General features: G+C 35.7%; 31 protein-coding genes and 1 pseudogene. 12 read left to right on the forward strand and 20 right to left on the reverse strand.

Annotated features, from left to right (window positions below; translation table 11 throughout):
- The 6 genes from AsFPU1_RS10470 to AsFPU1_RS10495 form a co-directional block, all read left to right on the forward strand.
- Positions 1-867 (forward strand): IS110 family transposase (locus AsFPU1_RS10470; protein ID WP_125061103.1); only part of this gene is annotated, 867 nt, incomplete at its 5' end.
- 123 nt (positions 868-990) lie between these two features.
- Positions 991-1,194 carry a PEP-CTERM sorting domain-containing protein gene (locus AsFPU1_RS23540; RefSeq protein WP_438357546.1) on the forward strand — a complete coding sequence of 68 codons (204 nt, stop codon included), beginning with the start codon at positions 991-993 and terminating at the stop codon, positions 1,192-1,194.
- Positions 1,195-1,305: 111 nt separating this feature from the next.
- Positions 1,306-1,542, forward strand: a complete 237-nt coding sequence (locus AsFPU1_RS10480; RefSeq protein ID WP_124978542.1) for a hypothetical protein — start codon at positions 1,306-1,308, stop codon at positions 1,540-1,542.
- Between the two features lie 2 nt (positions 1,543-1,544).
- Positions 1,545-1,784: a hypothetical protein gene (locus tag AsFPU1_RS10485; protein WP_124978548.1), complete on the forward strand. Its 240-nt coding sequence runs from the start codon at positions 1,545-1,547 to the stop codon at positions 1,782-1,784.
- A 101-nt stretch (positions 1,785-1,885) separates the two neighbouring features.
- The gene (locus AsFPU1_RS10490; protein ID WP_124978544.1) at positions 1,886-2,179 is read left to right on the forward strand and encodes a type II toxin-antitoxin system RelE/ParE family toxin; all 294 of its coding nucleotides are present in this window, start codon (positions 1,886-1,888) and stop codon (positions 2,177-2,179) included.
- Between the two features lie 8 nt (positions 2,180-2,187).
- A complete protein-coding gene (locus AsFPU1_RS10495) occupies positions 2,188-2,469 on the forward strand; it encodes a HigA family addiction module antitoxin (protein WP_125061104.1) in 282 nt (93 codons plus the stop codon).
- 41 nt (positions 2,470-2,510) lie between these two features.
- Here the strand turns inward: AsFPU1_RS10495 and AsFPU1_RS10500 are convergent, their stop codons facing one another.
- A complete protein-coding gene (locus tag AsFPU1_RS10500) occupies positions 2,511-3,419 on the reverse strand; it encodes an alpha/beta fold hydrolase (protein WP_438357494.1) in 909 nt (302 codons plus the stop codon).
- A 245-nt stretch (positions 3,420-3,664) separates the two neighbouring features.
- On the opposite strand from AsFPU1_RS10500, the gene AsFPU1_RS10505 reads away from it, so the two are divergent.
- The 3 genes from AsFPU1_RS10505 (at position 3,665) to AsFPU1_RS22610 (ending at position 6,180) form a co-directional block, all read left to right on the forward strand.
- Positions 3,665-4,810, forward strand: coding sequence for a phosphotransferase (locus AsFPU1_RS10505; protein ID WP_124970173.1), 1,146 nt, complete (start codon positions 3,665-3,667; stop codon positions 4,808-4,810).
- 12 nt (positions 4,811-4,822) lie between these two features.
- Positions 4,823-5,911, forward strand: coding sequence for a T3SS effector HopA1 family protein (locus tag AsFPU1_RS10510; RefSeq protein ID WP_124970176.1), 1,089 nt, complete (start codon positions 4,823-4,825; stop codon positions 5,909-5,911).
- Positions 5,912-6,009: 98 nt separating this feature from the next.
- The gene (locus AsFPU1_RS22610; protein WP_172957398.1) at positions 6,010-6,180 is read left to right on the forward strand and encodes a hypothetical protein; all 171 of its coding nucleotides are present in this window, start codon (positions 6,010-6,012) and stop codon (positions 6,178-6,180) included.
- Between the two features lie 105 nt (positions 6,181-6,285).
- Here the strand turns inward: AsFPU1_RS22610 and AsFPU1_RS22615 are convergent, their stop codons facing one another.
- The 15 genes and pseudogenes from AsFPU1_RS22615 to AsFPU1_RS10575 all read right to left on the reverse strand — a co-directional run bounded on the left by AsFPU1_RS22615 (position 6,286) and on the right by AsFPU1_RS10575 (position 15,368).
- A complete protein-coding gene (locus tag AsFPU1_RS22615; RefSeq protein ID WP_174715382.1) occupies positions 6,286-6,426 on the reverse strand; it encodes a hypothetical protein in 141 nt (46 codons plus the stop codon).
- A 27-nt stretch (positions 6,427-6,453) separates the two neighbouring features.
- Positions 6,454-6,765, reverse strand: coding sequence for a helix-turn-helix domain-containing protein (locus AsFPU1_RS10515; protein WP_124970179.1), 312 nt, complete (start codon positions 6,763-6,765; stop codon positions 6,454-6,456).
- A 4-nt stretch (positions 6,766-6,769) separates the two neighbouring features.
- The gene (locus tag AsFPU1_RS10520) at positions 6,770-7,111 is read right to left on the reverse strand and encodes a type II toxin-antitoxin system RelE/ParE family toxin (protein WP_124970182.1); all 342 of its coding nucleotides are present in this window, start codon (positions 7,109-7,111) and stop codon (positions 6,770-6,772) included.
- 338 nt (positions 7,112-7,449) lie between these two features.
- Entirely contained in the window at positions 7,450-7,629 is a 180-nt protein-coding gene (locus AsFPU1_RS10525; RefSeq protein WP_124970185.1) for a hypothetical protein, read from the reverse strand.
- A gap of 49 nt (positions 7,630-7,678) precedes the next feature.
- Positions 7,679-7,837, reverse strand: coding sequence for a hypothetical protein (locus tag AsFPU1_RS22620; protein ID WP_172957399.1), 159 nt, complete (start codon positions 7,835-7,837; stop codon positions 7,679-7,681).
- Between the two features lie 247 nt (positions 7,838-8,084).
- On the reverse strand, positions 8,085-8,294 hold the full coding sequence (locus AsFPU1_RS10530) for a hypothetical protein (RefSeq protein ID WP_124970188.1): 210 nt from the start codon (positions 8,292-8,294) through the stop codon (positions 8,085-8,087).
- Positions 8,295-8,342: 48 nt separating this feature from the next.
- The gene (locus AsFPU1_RS10535; protein WP_124970191.1) at positions 8,343-9,623 is read right to left on the reverse strand and encodes a ScyD/ScyE family protein; all 1,281 of its coding nucleotides are present in this window, start codon (positions 9,621-9,623) and stop codon (positions 8,343-8,345) included.
- Positions 9,624-9,805: 182 nt separating this feature from the next.
- Positions 9,806-9,988, reverse strand: coding sequence for a hypothetical protein (locus AsFPU1_RS10540; RefSeq protein WP_124970194.1), 183 nt, complete (start codon positions 9,986-9,988; stop codon positions 9,806-9,808).
- Positions 9,989-10,006: 18 nt separating this feature from the next.
- The gene (locus tag AsFPU1_RS10545) at positions 10,007-11,272 is read right to left on the reverse strand and encodes a nif11-class peptide radical SAM maturase 3 (RefSeq protein WP_124970197.1); all 1,266 of its coding nucleotides are present in this window, start codon (positions 11,270-11,272) and stop codon (positions 10,007-10,009) included.
- Between the two features lie 183 nt (positions 11,273-11,455).
- Positions 11,456-11,797, reverse strand: coding sequence for a Nif11-like leader peptide family natural product precursor (locus tag AsFPU1_RS10550; protein WP_124970200.1), 342 nt, complete (start codon positions 11,795-11,797; stop codon positions 11,456-11,458).
- Between the two features lie 62 nt (positions 11,798-11,859).
- Positions 11,860-12,225, reverse strand: a complete 366-nt coding sequence (locus tag AsFPU1_RS10555) for a Nif11-like leader peptide family natural product precursor (RefSeq protein ID WP_124970204.1) — start codon at positions 12,223-12,225, stop codon at positions 11,860-11,862.
- A 4-nt stretch (positions 12,226-12,229) separates the two neighbouring features.
- The gene (locus AsFPU1_RS10560) at positions 12,230-12,676 is read right to left on the reverse strand and encodes a nitrogen fixation protein (RefSeq protein ID WP_124970207.1); all 447 of its coding nucleotides are present in this window, start codon (positions 12,674-12,676) and stop codon (positions 12,230-12,232) included.
- A 185-nt stretch (positions 12,677-12,861) separates the two neighbouring features.
- Positions 12,862-13,110, reverse strand: coding sequence for a hypothetical protein (locus AsFPU1_RS10565; RefSeq protein WP_124970210.1), 249 nt, complete (start codon positions 13,108-13,110; stop codon positions 12,862-12,864).
- 195 nt (positions 13,111-13,305) lie between these two features.
- Positions 13,306-13,425: pseudogene (locus tag AsFPU1_RS10570) on the reverse strand (alpha/beta fold hydrolase); the annotation flags it as partial.
- A gap of 164 nt (positions 13,426-13,589) precedes the next feature.
- Positions 13,590-15,368: a hypothetical protein gene (locus tag AsFPU1_RS10575; protein ID WP_124970213.1), complete on the reverse strand. Its 1,779-nt coding sequence runs from the start codon at positions 15,366-15,368 to the stop codon at positions 13,590-13,592.
- Positions 15,369-15,746: 378 nt separating this feature from the next.
- On the opposite strand from AsFPU1_RS10575, the gene AsFPU1_RS10580 reads away from it, so the two are divergent.
- The 3 genes from AsFPU1_RS10580 to AsFPU1_RS10590 all read left to right on the forward strand — a co-directional run bounded on the left by AsFPU1_RS10580 (position 15,747) and on the right by AsFPU1_RS10590 (position 18,119).
- Positions 15,747-16,679 (forward strand): tetratricopeptide repeat protein, encoded by a 933-nt coding sequence (locus tag AsFPU1_RS10580; RefSeq protein ID WP_124970216.1) that lies wholly within the window; start codon positions 15,747-15,749, stop codon positions 16,677-16,679.
- Positions 16,680-16,907: 228 nt separating this feature from the next.
- A complete protein-coding gene (locus tag AsFPU1_RS10585; protein WP_227873333.1) occupies positions 16,908-17,252 on the forward strand; it encodes a hypothetical protein in 345 nt (114 codons plus the stop codon).
- A 141-nt stretch (positions 17,253-17,393) separates the two neighbouring features.
- Positions 17,394-18,119, forward strand: coding sequence for a Uma2 family endonuclease (locus AsFPU1_RS10590; protein WP_124970219.1), 726 nt, complete (start codon positions 17,394-17,396; stop codon positions 18,117-18,119).
- Between the two features lie 156 nt (positions 18,120-18,275).
- On the opposite strand, the gene AsFPU1_RS10595 is transcribed toward AsFPU1_RS10590, so the two are convergent.
- From AsFPU1_RS10595 to AsFPU1_RS10610, 4 genes are all read right to left on the reverse strand, one after another.
- Positions 18,276-18,476 carry a hypothetical protein gene (locus tag AsFPU1_RS10595; RefSeq protein WP_124970222.1) on the reverse strand — a complete coding sequence of 67 codons (201 nt, stop codon included), beginning with the start codon at positions 18,474-18,476 and terminating at the stop codon, positions 18,276-18,278.
- 115 nt (positions 18,477-18,591) lie between these two features.
- The gene (locus AsFPU1_RS10600) at positions 18,592-18,849 is read right to left on the reverse strand and encodes a putative toxin-antitoxin system toxin component, PIN family (RefSeq protein ID WP_124970225.1); all 258 of its coding nucleotides are present in this window, start codon (positions 18,847-18,849) and stop codon (positions 18,592-18,594) included.
- The gene (locus AsFPU1_RS10605; protein WP_124970228.1) at positions 18,849-19,076 is read right to left on the reverse strand and encodes a hypothetical protein; all 228 of its coding nucleotides are present in this window, start codon (positions 19,074-19,076) and stop codon (positions 18,849-18,851) included. Before AsFPU1_RS10605 ends, AsFPU1_RS10600 begins: the two co-directional genes overlap by 1 nt.
- A gap of 128 nt (positions 19,077-19,204) precedes the next feature.
- Positions 19,205-20,203, reverse strand: a complete 999-nt coding sequence (locus AsFPU1_RS10610) for a phosphoribulokinase (RefSeq protein WP_124970231.1) — start codon at positions 20,201-20,203, stop codon at positions 19,205-19,207.
- Between the last annotated feature and the right edge of the window lie 323 nt (positions 20,204-20,526).

Genomic DNA, 20,526 nt, shown 5'->3' on the forward strand with positions numbered 1-20,526 from the left:
TTGGCGCATTATGGGTTAAGTAACCTAGAGCGACCGAAGAAATTCTTGATCATCCGAGATAAAGTCACCCAACGAGTTAGGGAATTAAGTTTAAGACTTGAGCATCTTAATCGGGTACAAAATCCGATTATTAATCGAATGCGCCAAGATTTATCATGGCAATTCCCAGAAATTAGTAGTCAAGTAGTGGGTAGACGTGGTTATACTGTGCCTATCTTTTATCGATGGTTAGCGGGTTTAAGACCTTGGAAACGGTACGATAATCTATACTCCAAGACGATAGGGTTAGGGTTAACTGATACGGTCAGAAAGCACGCTAAACGGTTAATTGACCTTCAATCAGAAGAAATAGAAATAGAGCAAGAGTTAACCGAATTGATGCAAGATGAACGGTTTAAACCTTACTTAAAAGTGTTAATTAAGTTTGGATTTGGAAAAAGACAGCAAGCAATTTTAATTGGTCAAATTTATCCGTTTGAGAATTTCTTAGATGAAGATAACAAGCCGATTGTAGTCTTTAAACCAGCGACCAAACGCAGCAAGAATAAATACACTAAAAGGTATTTATCAAGACGTAGATTTGAGAAAATGTTAGGGGTTGCGCCTACTGAGTCATCAAGCGGCAAGAAGCAAGAAAAAAAGGTTAGGTTTGGTTCTGACTTGTGCCGTAAGACACTCTGGCAATGGGTATTTACAAGAGTCGAAACCACAAAAGGAAGAATGAATAATGATGTCTTAAAAGAGCTTTATTTGTGGATGCACGACCCGGAAAGGAAGGGAACACCGATCCGATTATTAAGACTAAAAACAGCATCGAAAGGAGTTCGGATGCTGTTCGATCATTTAGTCTTGGAGTTATGCACTTAATGTCTTAAATAATAAACCCCTAGACTTAGTGTGTCCAGGGGTTTATTGTTAAGAGGTAAAAGCTTCTACAGGGAAGTTTTAGCACCACTTGATTCTTCGGGATCGACTAACGGTAATGTAATTTTGAGAGTCGATCTTTTAAGCGGTGGTTACGCAGCACTAGATAACTTTCGCATTGTTGCATCTGATATCCCAGGTGATATTGGCGATACTTCCGTTCCAGAACCCACCTCAATCCTCAGTTTTCTCGCCCTCGGAACCCTTGGCGCAGGTGCAAGCCTAAAACGCAAACTAAAACCATCTAAATCTACTGAAAAAGTAGGTTAACTTGCTTTTTAATATAATATATTTATCCCTTAATTTAAGTTATTTGAGGGATTTTTTTTAGAAGAAAATTAATGCTATGATAAAAGTCTATTTTTTATAACTTGCTTTATCGTGGATTTTGAAATTATTGGTGACATCACAAATATTGAAATTATTGCCACGGGAACCGGAATTCGTAACCGCTCAAGATTACATAAAAAATATGGTAAAGGTAAATGGCGAAAACTAAAGGGGGTAGCTCAAGTTCAACTGCCAAATGGTATAATAAGATTAGCTGAAATCCATTTTTACGAAGCTCATGGCATTGGGAAAAAAGAATTTAAGCTCAAATTACCGTTCCTAGATTGATGATGAAAATAAACCCATCTCAAGTCAATCAGTTCGCAGTATGCCTCAATAATGAAGGCTACGAAGCGTCATTAGAAGTCGGCAAAATATACCGCACTATACCTGATGAGACAGCACAAATAAACAGTTTAATTAGGGTAATTGATGAAAGTGGTGAAGACTATGCTTTTACCGCAAATCGTTTTTATCCTATTGAATTACCAAAACCGATAGAAGATGCCTTATTATCAGTAGCAAACTAGACCTATCCAATTCTGCCGAAAAAGAAACTATTTTGCGTCAAATCATTGCATGATAACCGTTAAACCATTAAAATAAAAGAAGTTAACATCCAAATAGTAAATTGATTATTTCTTTTGGAAATCAAGGTACTTCCGACTTATTTAATGGAGTTGAAAGTCGAGAAGCCAGAAAAATTCCCTCCCAAATCAGCAAAACAGCCTTGAAAAAATTAGATATATTGAATGCTGCCGAACAATTAGATGAATTAAAAGTTCCACCAGGCAACCGCTTAGAGGCACTCAAAGGTAATCTGAAAGGATTTTACAGCATTCGGATCAACAGTCAGTGGCGGATTATTTTTCAATGGGATAACGGCAAAGTTACCCAAGTTCAAATTATTGACTATCACAGTTAAGTTACAGGATGATACCAACTAATCGCATACCAACTCATCCAGGAGTGATTCTCTTAGAAGAATTTCTTGAACCGATGAATATCACTCAAATCGCATTAGCTAATCATTTGAATATTCCAGTACAACGGATTAATGAAATTATTAAAGGTAAACAAGAGATTACTCCTGAAACTGCATGGCTACTAGCTCAAGCCTTTAAGACTACTCCTCAATTCTGGATGAATTTACAGACTAATTATGATTTAGCATTGAATAGACCCAAAGAAATTAAACAAGCGATAATTGCCTGATTTGGCGTAGCCTCTAGCTAGTAAATAAAGTCAAGATACTATTACTTTACTAAATCATGACTCAAAATCCACTCTTGTAAAATCGGATTAACTAATTCTGGGGCTTCGTCTTGAGGACAATGGCCCACCCCTTCCAGGGGAATAAATCGGTCAACAGTGGGAAAATTTGCCCATTCCTTGCCTATTTCAATGGGTTCCCAAGGATCATTCATCCCCCATAACAAAATGGCCCGACAAGGTAACATCGGTAATAACGCCTCTGGTAAGGGGCCTCCAGCATAACGAGTAAAGGCTAAAAATACATCCGCGGCCCCCTCATCTCTAGCGGGTTTAAGTAGAATTTCAATCAGTTCATCTGTTACCGCTTCTTGACGATGATAAGCTTTTAGGAGAATATTACGCAGGGTTCGAGGTTTGGCTATTTGTTGAAAAAAGAAAGACCCGATCGCTTTATTATTTAAAATTTTAGTGGCGATAGATGCCCCAAAACGACGATACCAAGGTAAATTAGCCCGTTTTCGTTCATGGAGTAAGCGCAAAGAACAATTAATTGCCGCTACTCCTAACACCCACTCAGGATCAGCGATCGCAGCTTGCATCACCACCACACAACCGATAGAGTTTCCTACCAAAAAAGCTGGACTTCCTATCACTTCTCGACAAAAATCATTGATTTGTTGTCCCCAGGTTTCAAACGTATAATCAATCTCTTGATCTGGGGTAGGTTTAGCAGAACCTCCAAACCCAATTAAATCTATCGCATAACAACGACAGGTTTGACCTAAAACGGGCAAATTTTTGCGCCAGTGTCCCCAAGAAGCCCCAAAACCATGTACTAAGACAACGGCTGGCCCTGTGTCTCCCTGATTTTGATAGGCTATGGGAAACCCGCGCCACATCCAGATTTTATCTGTGGTATCAGTCATTGAGTCTAGGGGCAAAGATTGCATCATGATTGGTACAGCAATTAATTAACATTTTGTAATATTTTAACAAAAGAGAAAATATAGCAGAAGTCGCCAAGTAAAATTAATAATACAGTATACATCTTTTGATCTTATCTCATAAATGATTTAGGATTGTGATATCTCTCAATGCTAGAATTTAATCATCGATGTTGTATCATTTTTATGCAGTAGTTATTATCAATAATAACCACTCCTAATCTAGGCTATTGTATTCTTCCTTAGTATTTATGAAATTTTTACTAAACTCGTCTAATATCTTTGACTATCTTTCTCAATTAGGCTTGTTAAACCTAATTGAACAACCTTTATGTAAGATTGAACTCATTGAAGCTAAGAATTTTAATTTATTGGTCACGCTTCCCAATAGTTCTCAACTGTTAGTTAAACAAGAACGGATGCAAAAGCAAGAAAAGGTAATTGGCGAATTTTACGGAGAATGGCGAATTCAAAACTTAATTAATCAATTTCCTGAATTAGCAGATTTACAAACTTTTCTGCCAGAAATGTTACACTTTGATCGAGATAATTACATTTTAGTGTTTAGCTATCTACAAGATTATCAAGACTTAAGCAAATTTTATCAAAAGGAAAAGATTTTTCCTCCTTTAATCGCTGCTGCAATCGGCAAAGCTTTAGGAACTATTCATAGAGATACGTTTAATCATCAAGTTTATCAGAATTTTTTAGCTGAAAATCAGGAAAACTTAGCAAATTATCACGTCACCCATTTAATTCAAGGTTTAGAAAGGTTAACCCCTGAGATTTTTGCTACAGTCCCCAACGATGGTTTAAAGTTTTTTCTCCTCTATCAAAGATATGATAGTTTAGGACAATCCCTTGCAGAATTGGGTCAAGCTTTTAACCCCGCTTGTCTTACGCATAATGATCTCAAATTAAACAATATTCTGCTAAATAACGATTGGGAGTCATCAACAGATAACCTAGTCAGATTTATTGATTTAGAACGAGCAAGTTGGGGAGATCCCGCTTATGATTTAGGAATGTTATTAGGGAGTTATTTGCAACTTTGGTTAAGCAATTTAATAATTAATAAATCTCTGACGATTGAGGAATCTTTAAGACTGGCTGTAATTCCTTTAGAAAAAATTCAGCCTTCTATTGCTGCATTAACTCAAGCCTATTTAAGAGTTTTTCCTGATATTTTATCAGAACGTCCAGACTTTTTAGAGCGCGTGATTCAATTCATTGGCCTTGCTTTAATTCAACAAATTCAAGCGATGATTCAATATCAAAAAGTTTTTGGTAATATGGGAATTGTCATGCTCCAAGTTGCCAAAAAGTTATTAGGATATCCCCATCAATCTATGGCTACCATTTTTGGGACTACTGAAATTTATTCTACTTCAGCTTAAAGGTTAAAGATCATGTTAGAAGAAACTTTTTTACCTCAAATTATCAATAACAACTTACAGGATGTTTTAGAAGATATTGTAAATCGGATGGAAATTAAATCTGATTTTTCAATTTCTCATCCCGACTATAAACCGTTAGAAATTACCACAGAAGCACGAGAAAATTTTGATAAAATGCCTCCAGAAATTCAACAAAAATATCTGAGTTCTCAATTGCGAGGGTTTCTTTATGGTATTTATTATAATGGCTCCCTCAGAGAAGCATTAGATCCCGATAAAGATCATCAAAATTTACCACAAGATTTAGAAAATAATACGGTTTTAGGGATAGATATAGAGTTCTATGAACAGTTACATCAAAGTAACAAAGGAACAGGATATTTTGATTCGGGTTGGCAGGTTTTACGAGAAGAAAGTGATGGTAGTGTAGCCGTTACTAAGGGAGGGTTAAGACTTCATATTCAACGAGATCAACATCTTTTATCTGAAGATAAATTCGCAAAAATTGGTGAGATTGTCAAGATAAAATTACTTAAAAATCGAATACAAAGTGGCTTTTATATGGCAGTAGGAAATCATGGTTTTAGTCACAGTGAGGAGAGGGGAATCAAAGATACAACGGTTAGAATATACTTTAATTTTACCCCAGAGGGTGCTATCGCAGTCATGGAATGTTTAACCCAACAGTTTAATGAGAAGGAAATTCCTTTTAGTTTCAAAGTTTTATATAATCCTAAAGAATATAAACGCCATGATTCAGGAGTGTTATATTTTGATAAGCAAAATTATACCAAAGTCAAAGATATTGTCATGAATATCTATCAAGAAACGAAAGGGTATTTTAAGAATAGTGTTCCCTTATTTACATTAAAATTAGAGCAAGGTTTAGGATTAGCTGAAGAACCCGATCATCGTTTTAGTGAACAAGAAAGTTTTGGGATGAATCGTTGTCAAATTATTGCTAATGGATTATTAAAAGCGTGGTATGAAGGGGATAATTCACCTCAAGGACGTATGAAGTTCATTTTAGAACAATTTTCTGAGTTAGGAATTGATTTAGATCGTATCTATCTCAATGGGGGATCTGAGGATATTTATTAAGCATTAATTTTTATTAACAATTGCCTAAGCTCAGTTAATTTATCAGTTACGATGGAAGGATCAATAAGTCTAAATAATCTAACTAGGGAGTTCATCTAATGCCTAATATTACTATATCTGATTTGACTCCTGCCGGTTCTGATCTATTTTCTGATTCTGAAAGCTATCTTCATGAGTTAAAAGATGTGGAAATAAATGCCACTCGTGGAGGAATCACCCCTTGGCTTCTTGTAGTAGCTTTTACTCTCATCGCATTTGATGCTAAGTAATTACATTATTGATTGATGAAATAATAATTATTGGTGATCGCTTAACCAATGGCGTTGCTGATTTGGAGTATGAATCATCCTATTTGCAATTCTTAAAATCCAGACTCACACTAATGTTTGGATATGTGAAAAATTGGCATTCATGCCTTGATTAACCAACGCCCCATTTTTTAAATGTTCATAAAAAGCGATCGCATTTTTTTTAGACTTGGTGTATTTTAGATTTCCTTGGCAACGAGAACCCATTATTAACCTTGGGAGTACCATCAAATTCTAAGTATATTGTCTATTATAAAAAACCTCAAGTTTAACTTCTATCGCTGCTTTGCCTAACAAATTAAGCAATTTATCTACACTAAAACGGCTGATTTCCCCATTCATTAAATTACTAATTCTCGGTTGGGTTTCTTCAAAAAAAACGGCAGCTTCTTGTTGAGTCCATCCCTTTTCTTTAATAAAAGATCGTAAAGTTAACATCAAGTCAGCCCTGATTTTTAGGTTAAGGGCTTCTTCCCTAGAAAATCCTAAGTCTTCAAATATATTATCCTTGCCAATAGTGATATCAATTGAGTGAGATAGAGTCATTTTTTTACTCCTGTAATTGTTGTCTAAATTGAATCATTTGCTGATAACGTTGTTGTCCTAATTCAATATCTTTTTTGGAGGTTCTCTGTGTTTTTTTCCTAAAAGCATGAAGGACATAAATTCCTTCTTCAAACCTCGCAACATAAAAGATTCGGTATGTTTCTCCTGTCCAAATTCTAATCTCTTCTGTTCCTTTCCCAATAATGGGAATAGGTTTGAAATCATTAGCTTTATCTCCTTTTTGAATGACTCTAAGTTGAAAACCTGCTTTACGCCTTGCTTCTTCGGAAAAATTACTAATATCATTCCTTGAAGTGCCAATCCAGTATATGGGTTTATGTCCCATGTTGGGGTTAATTATTATAGTTTATACCTAATTTAGTATAACATCATTAACGCAAAAACGCGATCGCCTTTTACTTAAACAAGGAATGCGATCGCTATGGTTAATTGATATTTTAGCTTATCGTACAATGGAAAAAACTATCAGATTGTTTATTATTCAGTAGCGATCGCTTTAATTCTTGAAAAAGGATAGGCATCAGTTAACCTATCCCTTCACTTATATCGTAAAAAAGCGATTGCTCTTTTACCTAAAAATATATGTCTCTAAAACTAAACATATATGCTTCACTGATTGCCTTTTTGCCTAAACTAAAGGTTCTAACTAGCAACTTGGGTTAATTAGAATTGAACAACTATCCGAATAGAAGTACCACTAATATTAATATCAATTCTGACACCTGTTCCACCACTAATATTTAACATTCCAGAGTCATGAGATAACTCAGTTAAATAGCTTTCGGAATCTGAAAATAAATCAGAACCAGCTAGAGAAAGATCGTTAATTTTGATTTGTGCCATTTGTTTTTTTCCCCACTTCTAAATGTTTTTTGATTCAGTTGTAAGTAAATTACCAAACTCGTATCGTAAAGACATAGATGCGAACCCCAGTTCCTCCCTTAGTATTGTCCAATTCGCTATCATGAGATAACTCAGTTAAATAGCTTTCGGAATCTGAGAATAAATCAGAACCAGCTAGAGAAATATCGTTAATTTTAATTTGTGCCATGATGTTCACTCCTTGATATATTATTTATAAAAATTCATAGTCATTCTATCACCTAAGAATGATAATGTCAAGATATTCAATCTTGCCAAAATGCGTATTAAATGGAAAAAACTATCAGATTGTTTATTATTCAGTAGCGATCGCTTTAATTCTTGAAAAAGGATAGGCATCAGTTAACCTATCCCTTCACTTATATCGTAAAAAAGCGATCGCTCTTTTACCTAAAAAAAGATATATGTCCCTGAAATTAGGCAGCCTGAACTATAGGGAGGGTAGGAGCTGGGATAGGGTACGTAGTAAATAGAGTAGTCCGTATTGATGTAGTAAGACGAACGCTTGTTCCACCTTGAATATTTAACATTTCGCTATCATGAGATAACTCAGTTAAATAGCTTTCAGAATCTGAGAATAAATCAGAACCAGCTAGAGAAATATCATTAATTTTAATTTGTGCCATGATGTTCACCCCTCCATATATCATCTAGAAAATGTAATTCTAGTTATATCACTTAAGAATGATAATGTCAAGATATTTCAGATTTCTTTTCTTTTTTTTAAGAGGCAATAGCTGTGAGATCGAGCCTAAAATGCCAATAGAAAGTAAACCCCATAGAGGCGTAGATTCAGGAGTAGAAGGAGCTTCATTAACTGAAACACGAAGGACTTGACCTTGTCCGGGGACATAACCTTGATTGGAAATATAAATATCACCATTAGGGGCAATTTCTAGAGCAGTCGGTGTATTTAGTACATCACTAAGAATAGAAGTGCGATTACCATTAGGGTCGATATAAATTAAATCCCCCAAACTAAATTCAGAGAATAATGATTTAGACGCAAACTCTAGCACGTAAAGACCGCCTTGAGCATCAAAAGCTAAATCTATAATTTGAGTGAAACCTTCTGCATAGATTTCTACTTGATTATTACTATCTATACGAAAGATACGAGCTTGATTTTCAGGATAAGGAAAACCCGTAAATTCAGCGATATAAAAAGCTCCATCAGGCCCTATCGTTACAGAGGTAGGCACTGATTGTAAAGCAATAGTATTGCCTGTAAGTGGATCAATTACCGTTCGTTCAGGAAGAATTGATAACAAATTAAGTTCACTTCCATCGAGTTTAGCAGCAAAGAAATCATTGCCTGCAGCATCAACAATATAAGCCGTATCACCTTGAATTAAAAAAGCGTAGGGATTACTATCAATACCGTTGTTATAGGGATTAAAAAAGCCTGAACCAATGTCATCTGGATTAAACAAAGCTTCATATTCAGCTAAGTCTGCTAAGGGAGTCAAAGAAACTTGTGAATTGAGATTATCAAGAGCAACTAATTGACCAAATTCAGAAATATTCAAAACCTGATCTCTTTGTTCGGGAGACGAACCTAAACCAAAAATAGCATAAGCTTTTCCTGATGAATCAAATTGTAGATCATGGATTCCTGTAGCATCAATCGTGATATTTAGTGGTTCAAAAGGTAAAGCAATTGATGGTAATCCTGTTGTTATACGTTGTACTGTATTATTTTGAATGCGTGTTATTGCACCCGTTGCACCGTAACAGACGACATCGGTTCCCCCACCCGGTGCTGGAATACAAGGTCCTGTGCCGCCTCGTCCGGCTTCCGTTACATATAATGCACCGTCGGGTCCAAAAGTCAAACCTCGTGGACTATCAAGATTGTCAGCGATAACCTGAAAAGTGACAGCTAATGAGGTTTCTGCTATAGCCAATAGCATTAAAGCAGATCCAGCAGCAATTGTTAATGATTTTTTAAGCATAGTATCAAAAATAGATCGCTTGTAATAGGTAAATTGGTTTTTGTTAATCTTAACAAGTAAATGTTATTTTTATCGATGAGTTAAAACTCAATGATATGAACTAAACACCAATTAAAACCCGCAGAAGTAGTAAAAAAAAATGATATTCCACTTAATTTACCTTCTGAAAAATCATTTTGCATTTATTCTCTGTTAATGATTCCTGCTTCTTCCTCAATTCTATCTAAAGCCTTTTTAACTTTAAATAAAGCCCGTAAATAAGCAATATTACTATTCCAGGCAGAACGGGGTAAAATAGGCTGTTTCAAATCTTTATTTTCTGAAGTTTCTTCTAACTTATTAGACTCAATTAAACTTTTTTCCATGATTAATTTACCTCAAAATTAATGACTAGAACCTACCAAAGATAATGGTATTTGTTCCTCCTTTTCCCAACTAGCGGGCCATTGAATTTTATTGGCTGTAAACTGCAGATTATCGTCTTCGGGTAAGGGACTATTAAAAGGTTCTTCAATTAACTCAAATACCCCATTATCAAAAGGAGTACCTGCTGCTTGATGTTTTAAGACAACTCGCTCCCGAATTTCTCGTTTTTCTTGAGTCAAAGCACGATGATGACAATAAGGATTATTACCTCTTTTATCAAAGAAAACATGAGCAGTCCAACTGCAACCACCGCGACATAATTCAGCAAATTCACAAGTTTTACAGAAGCCCCAAAGATGGTCAGTTCCTTGAGGAGTTCCTGCTCCTAAATTGAAGCGTAATTCTTCAGTTTCTTCAATAATTGTTCGCAGAGAATAATCCCGAATATTACCTCCGGTATAGGCCGTAGTCGGCAAAGAAGGACATCCTTTAATTGCTCCATCTGCTTCAATTCCTAAAGTAGAAAGTCCAGCATTACATCCCTGCCAAAATGACCAAGCATCACCCCCACGAAGTAATCTTTCATAGGGGCCATAATAGCCAATATTATTACCTGCTTGAACCCTCACCCCTTCTTGTTTTGCTCGTTGTGCTACCTTGGCTATCATTGGATAGACATCTAACAATTCATAGGGTTGTAAAAGGATATGATTATTATCAGCCGCCCTTCCCATAGGAACTGTTAATTGAATTTGCCAAGCAAAGATTCCTGCATCTCGCAGACGCTCATAAATTAGGGGAAATTCTGGGGCGGAAAGACGATTAATTTGGGTATTACAACCAAAAGCAATTCCTGCTTCTTTTAGGTGACTCATGGTTTTAAAAGCCCATTGCCAAGAGCCTTGTTTTCCCCTTTGATAGTCATGGGTTTCTTCTAACCCATCAACAGAAACAGAAACCACCTTAATTCCCGCCTCTTTCATGCGATGAGCAGTCTCTAAAGTGATACCATAACCTCCAGTGGTCATACCACAAACCATCCCCGCTTTATTAATAGCTTGGGCAATTTCTAACCAATCAGGACGCAGAAAAGCCTCTCCTCCAATAATAGTAACTTCTGTAATGCCTACTTCGGCCATTTGTTTGACCAAATCAAGAGCTTCTTCGGTTGAAAGTTCTTCAGTTCTATTATGTCCAGCACGAGAGCCACAATGTTGACAAGCGAGGTTACATTTTAGGGTAATTTCCCAAACTGCATAACTAATTCGGCGATATTCTGTCATAATTTTTTTGCTTAAACGGTTTAACTAAATCTTTGATTTTGATTCAAGTAGATTGACATAAATAAGATAGTTTGTTGTTGTGCTTCAGCGCATTGGTGTAAGGGCTAAAGTCCAACAACAAATAGTTACCTTGTTTATTTCATTAAACTCCCTACTTAGGAAGATTGCCAGAAAATGGTTCTATTATTTTGGAGAAATAATCACACCATAAAGAGGCTGAGGGGGACACTCTTTAGGAGGCCAAACAATAACTCCATATAGTGGTTGAATTTCTGGCCGTCCAGTGAGTCCTCCAAACACGGCTGCTAATTCTTTTTCACCTAAATCCTGAATTTCACCTTCACCAGCAGCAGATTCTAATAACTGATAGGTATATTCTTCATACTCTTCTAAAGTGAAATCATAGCCAGCAGCTTTAACTATTTGGCTACATTGTTCTTTACTTTCAACATTTTGAATTTGACTACGAAAAGCTTCATCCTTGGCAAGCTGTTCGTAAAAAGATTTGACCTGTGCTAAAGACATGATTTACTCCTTTTTTGTTTATTATTAGTCAATGTAATTGAGATTCAAATGTTTTGTTATTCTCATGGAATAATAACACCATAAAGGGGAACAATTTGAGGCTGAAAAGGTTTAGGAGGCCAAGGAACATTTGATGGTAAAAGATCTTGGAGAAATGAGGGAAATGGGTACAATGGCTTATTGCCACTACCTCCGCCAAAAACCGCTTCTAATTCTCTTTCATTCAGGTCTTGTAATTCCCCTTCCTCCAGACTTGATTCTAACAGTTCATAGGTGTAACTTCCTAACTCTTCTTCGGTAAAGTTATACCCAGATTTTTGAACAAAATCACTACATTCTTCTTTTGTTTTTACCCCTTGGAGATGAGTGCGAAATGCTTCATCTTGGGCTAATCTTTTGTAAAACTGTTTAACATCAACTAAAGACATACTTTTATTCTCCAATGGTAGTGGGCATTGATACTTGACGAATTAATTCGGAAGCATTATAGTTATCAGTAATAATTTGAGGACACCTCATACAAGCTGCTTTTCCCTCTTGTTGAAACCAGCGACAATCTTTTCGGATAGCACAAGAGGGTAATTTTTCTTCAACGATAGGAAATTGCTCAACTACTCGCTGTGCTAAACGACAATTACTACCATCAAAATGGAGACATTTATTAGTAGCACAAGTAGTGGCAGTCCGAAAGACTTCGGCTGGTGTTACAGGTGCAGCCAGTGCCATCAATTCATCAGTGACAGGTTGAGGTTTTTTGAGATAAGTAACGCGGGGGTTTTCTACAGTTCCACCAATAATACCAAAGACGATACTATTGGGTAATTCTGGTCGATTAGAACTCGGACAAAGGGTGACTTGATTAGCATCATGACTTTTCATTGATGACCTCATTTCTCTGATGATTGCTCTATTATATTTAGAGGCTTTAGATGAGATTTGTAAGCTTAGAAGCATTTAACCTTCTTTTTTCCACACCTCAAACCTTTGCTTTGGCTAACTCAATGATACAAACTAAATGCGTCTAAGCTTATTACGGAATTTCTCTGATTATCTTCCCATTACATTTAGAACTTTGGTATGATAGGATCTTTAAGGATTATCCCAATGGGGAATGGGTCGGGGTAGAAAATTCCCAAGACAATAGGAGGAAGAAAAGCTAATCCTCCTTCAATATTTTTGCTTTCTTCGTCAGAAATATCTATCAAAGAATCTTCTAGAACTTGCTGTCTTCTGAGGGCTGCATTCGCAACTGATGCTTCGATAAGATCAGCAATTTCAACTTGACCAAGATGATTTCTTAAATTCTCGTTCATTTTTTCCTCTCTTTAAAAAGGAGTTGTTCGGATTCACTAGAGCAAATTGCCTCTTAATCTTATTCTGAAAATTTTTTAATAAAATGTCAAGGATAGGTCAAAAATTTTTTGGTTATAAAGTGAATCAATTATTTCTTTTTTGTCTTAAGGATAACAAGGACAGATTTGTCCTAAAACAGGCAAATTTGTGCGCTAGTGTCCCCAAGAAGCACCAAAGCCATGTACTAAGACAACGGCTGGGCCAGTGTCTCCCTGATTTTGATACGCTATGGGAAATCCCTGCCAAATCCAGATTTTATCTGAGGTATCAGCCATTGACTCTACGGGCAAAGATTGCATTATCATTGGTACGGCACTTAATTAACATTTTGTAATATTTTAAGGAAGTATAGCGTAATATTTTGTAGGGACAAGTCATTAGAAAATTTTCTAGTTAAACCATCTCCTTGCTATCGCCTTGTCCCTACAGACTATAATATCTATATCTTTAATTTTTTTCTAACAAATTTATAAAATTTTACTCCCCATTCTTCTAACCAATGAATGAGGCGATCTAACCATTCTAAAATATAGACTAAGGGATGTTTAACATAGCCTGTTGACTTAGCTTTAGTTTCAATCCAATCTGAAGAAACATCTTCTAAATTATAAGAAGAATCAGACTTTGTTAGGGAAGAAGACGGAAGATTTGTATTTTTAACCTTAGCAACTGCTTTGGGAGTGGATTGACCTTTCCTTAAGGTTTTGGGATTTTGGCGGCGTAAAGAGGGTTTTTTCAAGTATTTTTCAGGAATAGGGGCTAATTCGATTCCTTGGGGTAAGAACGCATCAGGAGAAGGGTTAGGAAGATTATCAGAGGTTGGGGGGGTTTCTAAGGCGAAATCATCCCAAGATAACCAAGGATCATCAAGAGAGGGTTGAGAGGTAGACTGAGATAAGCTTCGATAAGGTTGATCGGGTTTCCCTTTGATTTGAGTGGGTGAAGTATTTTCTTCTAATTGAGATTTTGAAGTATTTTGACCAAAAAAGTAGTCAATAGCGGCATAAATCAGCACTTGAATAGTAAAAGGATCGTTATTTTCTGGATCAAGGGAATAATTAGCTTTTTTCTCTAATTTCTCTCCCCATTTTTGCACAGGTTCAACTAAAGCTTGAATGGGTGGTTTTTGGCTAATTTGAATAATTTTTTCTCTAACAGATGGGGGTAGTTGGGGAATATTAAAGGAGTCAAAAGTAGGGATTACTTTTTGACAATTTTTAGATAATGTTTTGTCAGGAGATGATCCAAAAAAGTAATCTATTGCTTTTTGAATTAAGGTATTTAATTCTTCCCATTGTATTATTTTAATCTGGGTTTGGGAGTTGTCCCATAAAGCTAAATTATCATCAATTTGATTGAATTGAGTTAGGGAATTATTATTCGGATTAGAGAAGGAAACCAGAGAAGATTCTCCAAAGAAGTTAAGGGTGATCGCTACTTCACCGGTTTGTACCCACCGCATGATCTGCCAAAACCAACGTACAGGGGGTAATACATGGTCAGGTTTGACGGAAAATTGAGAGATTAGACCGGGTTTTTTGGGTGTTTTTGCTTGAATTAATCGCCATTCATACCAATAATTAGCAGTTTCTAAACGAATACGAGATAGAAGTTGTTTTTGTTGCTGGGGAGAGAGAATATCAAGGGTTTGGTTATTGAGGGTAACTAAGACAATATGACGGTTATCTAAAAGGGTAGCCATTCCTTGGATATCTACAGAGGAAATGGGCAGAGAATCGCCTGATAAGGGGGTTAATACCTCATTCGGTTGAGACAGCGATCGCCGAATGTTGTCTCGGACTTGTTTAAGAAAAATTGCCCACTCAGGAGAGTTGTGGTGGGTAATTTTGGCAGGATAATTAGGCTTTTGGGGGGATAATTGAGGTTTAGGGGTATCAGAGTCAGCAAACCAAGGATCAATAGCCTCTAAAACTCGCTTTAGGGGGCGATCAACAGTCACAAATGACTCTATTCCCTCTTTGGGGGCCGTTTCGGGGGGTAAGGCGTTTTTTTGGATGGTTTGGTCAAGTTTTTGTCGGGTACTGCGTCCCGCTTGAACCAGGAGATAAATGGGATAAATAAGTACTTGTGTTCCCCATTGTGCCGCTAATTTGAGATGTTGCGCTGTTTGAATAATGCGATCGCGCCATCGCCAAGATTGGCGGTTGATAAAATTAAAGAGTCTGCTTTGGTAAGGGCCACGTTCAGGAGAGGACATTAGTAATTTTTAGGGGCGACTCAATTGTTTTTTATTATGCCTGAAATATGCTCAATTATCTAGGACGAATCCAATTTTTTTGGCATTTAATGGTGATTCTCTCTTTACCCTGTCTTTTAAAGATTATCTATTCCCTTGTTTTAATACTTAGTAATTATACCATTTTTAAGTGATTTATCTGTTAATTATTTATTAATTTTAATTTGACAAATTGTCTGTGGAAAAATTTTATTCTATCTTCTAGTATTATAACTAACTTAGATCAGTAGAACTTGGGTTAAATTCAGATCTTGCACCATCACTAAACTAAAAAGTGCGAAAAATCTGAACTTTTAACTTTTAACTGATAACTGATAACTGTTAAAGAGGACTGAGATTATGAGTAAATATTGTACAGCATTCTTTAAATTGTGCTTAATTGTTTGTTTGTTGCTTTTTTCAGGAGAACAACCGACAGAAGCACTCTCAGAAATTCTATCTAGTAGTCAAGCTTCGGATTTATTTTATCAGGGAATAGAACAAACAGAAAAAAGCAATTATAGTCAAGCTATTTTAGATTTTACACAAGTTATTAATTCTGAGAGTAAATGGGTAACTGCTGCTTATACTAATCGCTGTTTAGTTCATCTTAATTTAAACCAAAATCAAGCAGCTAAATCAGATTGTACGGAGGCTATTAAACGTAATTCTAACCAGACAGATGTTTATTTAAACTTAGGGTTAGCTGAGTATCGCTTAGGTAATTATTATCAGGCATTGTCTCAGTATCAAGAAGTTATTAAAAGGGATAAAGAGAATTATCAGGCTTATTATAATCAAGGATTAGTTTATGTTGCGCTACAAGATTATTCTCAAGCTTTAAAAAATTATGAACAAGCCCTTCTTTCCGAAAAATTAGAGACAGATGAGCAAAAATCTTTGATTTATAATGAGAAAGGATTAGCTTATTTTAATTCTGGAGATATGGCAAATTCTCTAACTGAGTTAACTCAATCAATTAGTCTAAACCCTGTCAATGATCAAGCTTATTATAATCGAGGTTGTATTCACTATAAAACTCAACATTATTTAGCGGCAATTGATGATTTTAACCAAGTTATTAAACTAAATTCTGATTCTGCACAAGCTTATGTTAATCGAGGGATTAGTTATTATGCGATGGGATTAGAACAAGCTGCATTGAGAGATTTAAACAGGGCTTTACATCAATTTGATAAGCAAGAACAACTCATTGCTTATCAGCAAACTTTAAACTTAATTAATCAGTTGAAAGAAAAGCGAGAAATCTCTGGTCAAAGTATCTTAGCTTAAGTTGTTTAGTAGGGGTCAACGGCCGTTGAACCCTACAATCTTCTTTGTTCATTAAACTTCTTTTAATTAATACATAATTCAGCCCGCGAAGGCGAGCTTTGTTTTGGTAGCTACACCTTTCAAGGTGTCAGCATCTCCTTGATATCATAACAAATTGTAAAATTCCATTTAATTATGAATACTTAACTAGTATAATTATCAGTAATTTACAGGGGTAAAAGAGGGTCTATGGTTGACGGGTTGATAGTCTGGGGGGTCACTCAAGCAGCAGGTAAATCTAGTTTATTGCAATATTTAGCTTTAAATTGGGCTGAGAAAGAACCGAGGAATCGCGCTTTTTCTCCCTTACCTCTTTTGATAGAATTGCGGATTTATGCGAGAGATAAAGCAGAAAATAAATGTAAGAATTTTCTTGAATTTTTTCATCAAGGTAATCTCTTTTGTCACCTTAATCAACATTCCCTAGACGACAAATTAAAAAAAGGTCAAGTGATTGCTCTTTTTGATGGATTAGATGAAGTATTTGATCCACAATTACGAAAGGTGCTTAAGTTGACACCGATTGCCATCTAACCCACCCTTGTTTGCTGCTAATTTGATGTATTAGGACTGGCGGTTTGTTGGGTTTCGTGCCTCAACCTAACCTACAATCTATGCCTCATTTTAGCAGCAAAGAATCCACTAAACTATAAATAAGCTCTTAATTGATAAATTATGACTTTTACTTCATCCCAAACGATTCAATCTTCCTTAGTAGACTCAAATGAGATAACATTTCCTCATGGTGAATTTTGGAGTAATGAGCCACCCTTGGAAAGTAATTTACACTTACGACAAATTATACTGTTAATTCAGTGTTTGGAATGGTTATGGCAAGACCGTAATGATTTTTTTGCTGCGGGAAATCTGACCATTTATTATAGTCCCAATCAAAAGAAATCAGAATATTTTCGCGGCCCTGACTTTTTTGTGGTATTAGGGACAGAAAGAAAATTAGAGCGAAAAAGTTGGGTTGTTTGGCAAGAAGGCGGAAAATATCCTAATCTGATTATTGAAATTCTTTCTGATAGTACCGCTCATATAGACAAAGAGGAAAAAAAACAAATTTATCAGGATATTTTTCGTACTCCTAATTATTTTTGGTTTGATCCTGATAGTTTAGAATTAGCAGGTTTTCGGTTAATGGAAGGACAATATCAACCCATTGAACCCACAGAACAAGGGTGGTTATGGAGTCAAGAATTAGGGTTATATTTAGGAATATATGACAAACAATTGCGGTATTTTACCTCTGAAGGTCAATTAGTTTTAACCCCCGAAGAAACCGCAAAATTATCTCAGCAACAGCTAGAAACAGAACGTCAACAATTAGCATTAGTACAACAAGAATTAGCCCAAATGAAAGCGCAAATGAAAGCATTAGAAGTTGAACCTAAATAAACTCTGTAAGGGCATAAGTAGGTAGAGAAAATTAATTATACAAAATTGCGTAGGGGCGGGTTTTTTACATAAATCCATGATTCTCACCAAAAAACTAGATAAACCCGCCGGAGGCTGTGCAATTAATTTTGCTTGACTACTTAATATATTATGCCCCTACAAATTGTTGTTATCTTCGTTTAAATTAGAGGAAGAAGCTTTGACAAAAAGACTAATTCCCTTCTCATAATTAGACGCGATCGCTAAAAAAGCACCCGCTAAAACATAAATAGGCAAAGGAAGAATAAACCCCTTAACCCACTGAAACATTTGAACGAAAACAAAAAGAACAATAACCGTTGTTGCCCAAACTTTCATAAACTCACACCTATAATAAATACAATTACATTTTAACTAAATAGCTGGTCATAATTAAAGTCACCATAGAAAAGTTCGTAGTGATGGCTTTAGGCATTATTATATAGCAGTAACTCTAATTTACTTTGATTATAACAGTTTTTATAGAAATTAATGCACTTAATAATTTGTTTAAAAGTTGGCGACGACTATCAAAACTTAAATAACGGTCAAATTTAGGACGAGTAATCGTTTTCTGCATTTCTTGAAAGATGGTATCAGACAAGAGAATTAACCCTTGTTTCTTGACTAAATTAACGGTCTTGGCAGGGGCTGAGTTGTTGAATAAAATTGCACTAATAATTACGTTTGTATCAATAACAATCCTATTCATTAGCTTTCTTGCAAAAGAGATTCTAAAATCTCAGGAGTCAACCCATTTGCTTGTGCTTCTTGGCTACATTTTTCCATGATGTCTTCTAAAGAGGTTTGATTAGTGATGGCTTCTTTTAACCACATTCCCAATAATAAATGAATCTTTTTTTGTTGGCTTGAATCCATTGTTTTATAGAGGTGGGCGATTGAGGATTCAACTTCGACTTGAAGATTAATTTTTTCCATCTTGTACTCCTAATAGATATGAAAGATTACCTTGATTATAACATTTTACTTATTTATTTTAATCATAAAAAAAAACGTGAGAGAAAAATAAAATCTCCCACGATTAAAACTGAAATTGAAACTTAAAATTACACTTCGACAGGAACTTTTTCCACTACCATTAATTTTTCGTAAGTTTCTCTCATTTTGAGTCCAACTAACACTTGGAATAACCCGGTTCCATTTTCCGAACCTGGATAATCTTTATGATGAAGAAGTAATTCAGTCATTTCACCGTAATATTTAGTTCCGGTTTTACTTAAATGACTTTCAATGTAGATCATTTCTTCGAGATTATCAAATTGACCATCTACCTCTAATATAGAGACTTCATTACCCATAAAATTATCAGGGCCATAGTACATTTTTAGTCCAGGATAAGTACAAGTCAATTTACGTCCACAAGGCCGCCAATCAATAGTAGACCCTTCATCAAATAGATAAGCAGGTTCAAAATTAGCAATGCCTTCTTTTTGAACTAAACGAACCCGTAATAACTTGCTTTCACGATCTTCTAATAATTGAGTGGGTAACACCTGAATAACCACATCAGCGTGTTGTTTTTGAGGTTCAATATAAGCAGTAAAATCAGGCTTTCTAGAATTAATAGAGGCTAACACATCGTCGTAACTGTGACCTCTTTCGGCCATGTCGCGCTGAATTTTCCAATTAATTTTGACTTCATCGCTAATATCAAGATAGACACTGAAATCAACTAAAGAACGAACTCTTTCATCATATAAGGGGTGTAAACCTTCAATCACAACCACCTTATTAGGTTCTATCCGTTCAGGGGGATCAATCATCCCTGTTTCGTGATTGTAAATAGGTTTATCAATAGCGTGACCTGATTTAAGAGCATTAATTTGCTCATACATTAAATCAAAATTATTAGCTTTAGGATCTAAAGCAGTTACCCCTGCTTTTTTTCGGCCTTGACGATCAAGACTATGATAATCATCTAAACAGATAACCGTCATAAATTCTTCGCCAAATAAATCAATTAAGCGACGTAAAAATGTAGATTTACCGCAACCGGAGTCTCCAGCGACACCAATAAGAACCACGCGGTCTAATTGAGTGGTCATAGCTTCCCTCTAAACTGCAAAATTAAATTGTTAACCCGATTTCGTTACCATTTAGTTAAAGTCTCCAACAAGTGGAATATTACTCTATTAGCCTATGGGTAACTTTGTTTATAGTCGAAATATCTTTCCCTATGGAGAAGATATTATACACCCTACCATCTTTCCTACGCTTTGTTGCCTAAACTTTGGCCTTTTCCTAAAAAATTCTAAAACTGACGCAAGCTTGACAGTTTTTTATATTGGAATTCGTTAGGCTCTACTCACGGCCTGGTCTGAGTTTTGGTTTACCTTCCTCATGAAGCAGTATGTATTTAAGATTACCT

Source organism: Aphanothece sacrum FPU1, from assembly GCF_003864295.1.
In the GTDB taxonomy this organism is placed as follows: Bacteria; Cyanobacteriota; Cyanobacteriia; order Cyanobacteriales; family Microcystaceae; genus Aphanothece_B; species Aphanothece_B sacrum.

Excerpts from the sequence above, each read along its gene's own strand:
- AsFPU1_RS10585 (WP_227873333.1), top strand. The coding sequence starts at position 16,908 with ATGGTTGACGGGTTGATAGTCTGGGGGGTCACTCAAGCAGCAGGTAAA.
- AsFPU1_RS10510 (WP_124970176.1), top strand. The coding sequence starts at position 4,823 with ATGTTAGAAGAAACTTTTTTACCTCAAATTATCAATAACAACTTACAG.
- AsFPU1_RS10515 (WP_124970179.1), bottom strand. The coding sequence starts at position 6,765 with ATGACTCTATCTCACTCAATTGATATCACTATTGGCAAGGATAATATA.
- AsFPU1_RS10580 (WP_124970216.1), top strand. The coding sequence starts at position 15,747 with ATGAGTAAATATTGTACAGCATTCTTTAAATTGTGCTTAATTGTTTGT.
- AsFPU1_RS10505 (WP_124970173.1), top strand. The coding sequence starts at position 3,665 with ATGAAATTTTTACTAAACTCGTCTAATATCTTTGACTATCTTTCTCAA.
- AsFPU1_RS10545 (WP_124970197.1), bottom strand. The coding sequence starts at position 11,272 with ATGACAGAATATCGCCGAATTAGTTATGCAGTTTGGGAAATTACCCTA.
- AsFPU1_RS10485 (WP_124978548.1), top strand. The coding sequence starts at position 1,545 with ATGAAAATAAACCCATCTCAAGTCAATCAGTTCGCAGTATGCCTCAAT.
- AsFPU1_RS10595 (WP_124970222.1), bottom strand. The coding sequence starts at position 18,476 with ATGAAAGTTTGGGCAACAACGGTTATTGTTCTTTTTGTTTTCGTTCAA.
- AsFPU1_RS10520 (WP_124970182.1), bottom strand. The coding sequence starts at position 7,111 with ATGGGACATAAACCCATATACTGGATTGGCACTTCAAGGAATGATATT.
- AsFPU1_RS10575 (WP_124970213.1), bottom strand. The coding sequence starts at position 15,368 with ATGTCCTCTCCTGAACGTGGCCCTTACCAAAGCAGACTCTTTAATTTT.
- AsFPU1_RS10540 (WP_124970194.1), bottom strand. The coding sequence starts at position 9,988 with ATGGAAAAAAGTTTAATTGAGTCTAATAAGTTAGAAGAAACTTCAGAA.
- AsFPU1_RS22615 (WP_174715382.1), bottom strand. The coding sequence starts at position 6,426 with ATGGGTTCTCGTTGCCAAGGAAATCTAAAATACACCAAGTCTAAAAAA.
- AsFPU1_RS10560 (WP_124970207.1), bottom strand. The coding sequence starts at position 12,676 with ATGAAAAGTCATGATGCTAATCAAGTCACCCTTTGTCCGAGTTCTAAT.
- AsFPU1_RS10525 (WP_124970185.1), bottom strand. The coding sequence starts at position 7,629 with ATGGCACAAATCAAAATTAACGATCTTTCTCTAGCTGGTTCTGATTTA.
- AsFPU1_RS10535 (WP_124970191.1), bottom strand. The coding sequence starts at position 9,623 with ATGCTTAAAAAATCATTAACAATTGCTGCTGGATCTGCTTTAATGCTA.
- AsFPU1_RS10500 (WP_438357494.1), bottom strand. The coding sequence starts at position 3,419 with ATGCAATCTTTGCCCCTAGACTCAATGACTGATACCACAGATAAAATC.
- AsFPU1_RS10550 (WP_124970200.1), bottom strand. The coding sequence starts at position 11,797 with ATGTCTTTAGCACAGGTCAAATCTTTTTACGAACAGCTTGCCAAGGAT.
- AsFPU1_RS10610 (WP_124970231.1), bottom strand. The coding sequence starts at position 20,203 with ATGACCACTCAATTAGACCGCGTGGTTCTTATTGGTGTCGCTGGAGAC.
- AsFPU1_RS10555 (WP_124970204.1), bottom strand. The coding sequence starts at position 12,225 with ATGTCTTTAGTTGATGTTAAACAGTTTTACAAAAGATTAGCCCAAGAT.
- AsFPU1_RS10530 (WP_124970188.1), bottom strand. The coding sequence starts at position 8,294 with ATGGCACAAATTAAAATTAATGATATTTCTCTAGCTGGTTCTGATTTA.
- AsFPU1_RS10495 (WP_125061104.1), top strand. The coding sequence starts at position 2,188 with ATGATACCAACTAATCGCATACCAACTCATCCAGGAGTGATTCTCTTA.
- AsFPU1_RS10600 (WP_124970225.1), bottom strand. The coding sequence starts at position 18,849 with ATGAATAGGATTGTTATTGATACAAACGTAATTATTAGTGCAATTTTA.
- AsFPU1_RS10590 (WP_124970219.1), top strand. The coding sequence starts at position 17,394 with ATGACTTTTACTTCATCCCAAACGATTCAATCTTCCTTAGTAGACTCA.
- AsFPU1_RS22610 (WP_172957398.1), top strand. The coding sequence starts at position 6,010 with ATGCCTAATATTACTATATCTGATTTGACTCCTGCCGGTTCTGATCTA.
- AsFPU1_RS10605 (WP_124970228.1), bottom strand. The coding sequence starts at position 19,076 with ATGGAAAAAATTAATCTTCAAGTCGAAGTTGAATCCTCAATCGCCCAC.
- AsFPU1_RS10565 (WP_124970210.1), bottom strand. The coding sequence starts at position 13,110 with ATGAACGAGAATTTAAGAAATCATCTTGGTCAAGTTGAAATTGCTGAT.
- AsFPU1_RS22620 (WP_172957399.1), bottom strand. The coding sequence starts at position 7,837 with ATGGCACAAATTAAAATTAACGATATTTCTCTAGCTGGTTCTGATTTA.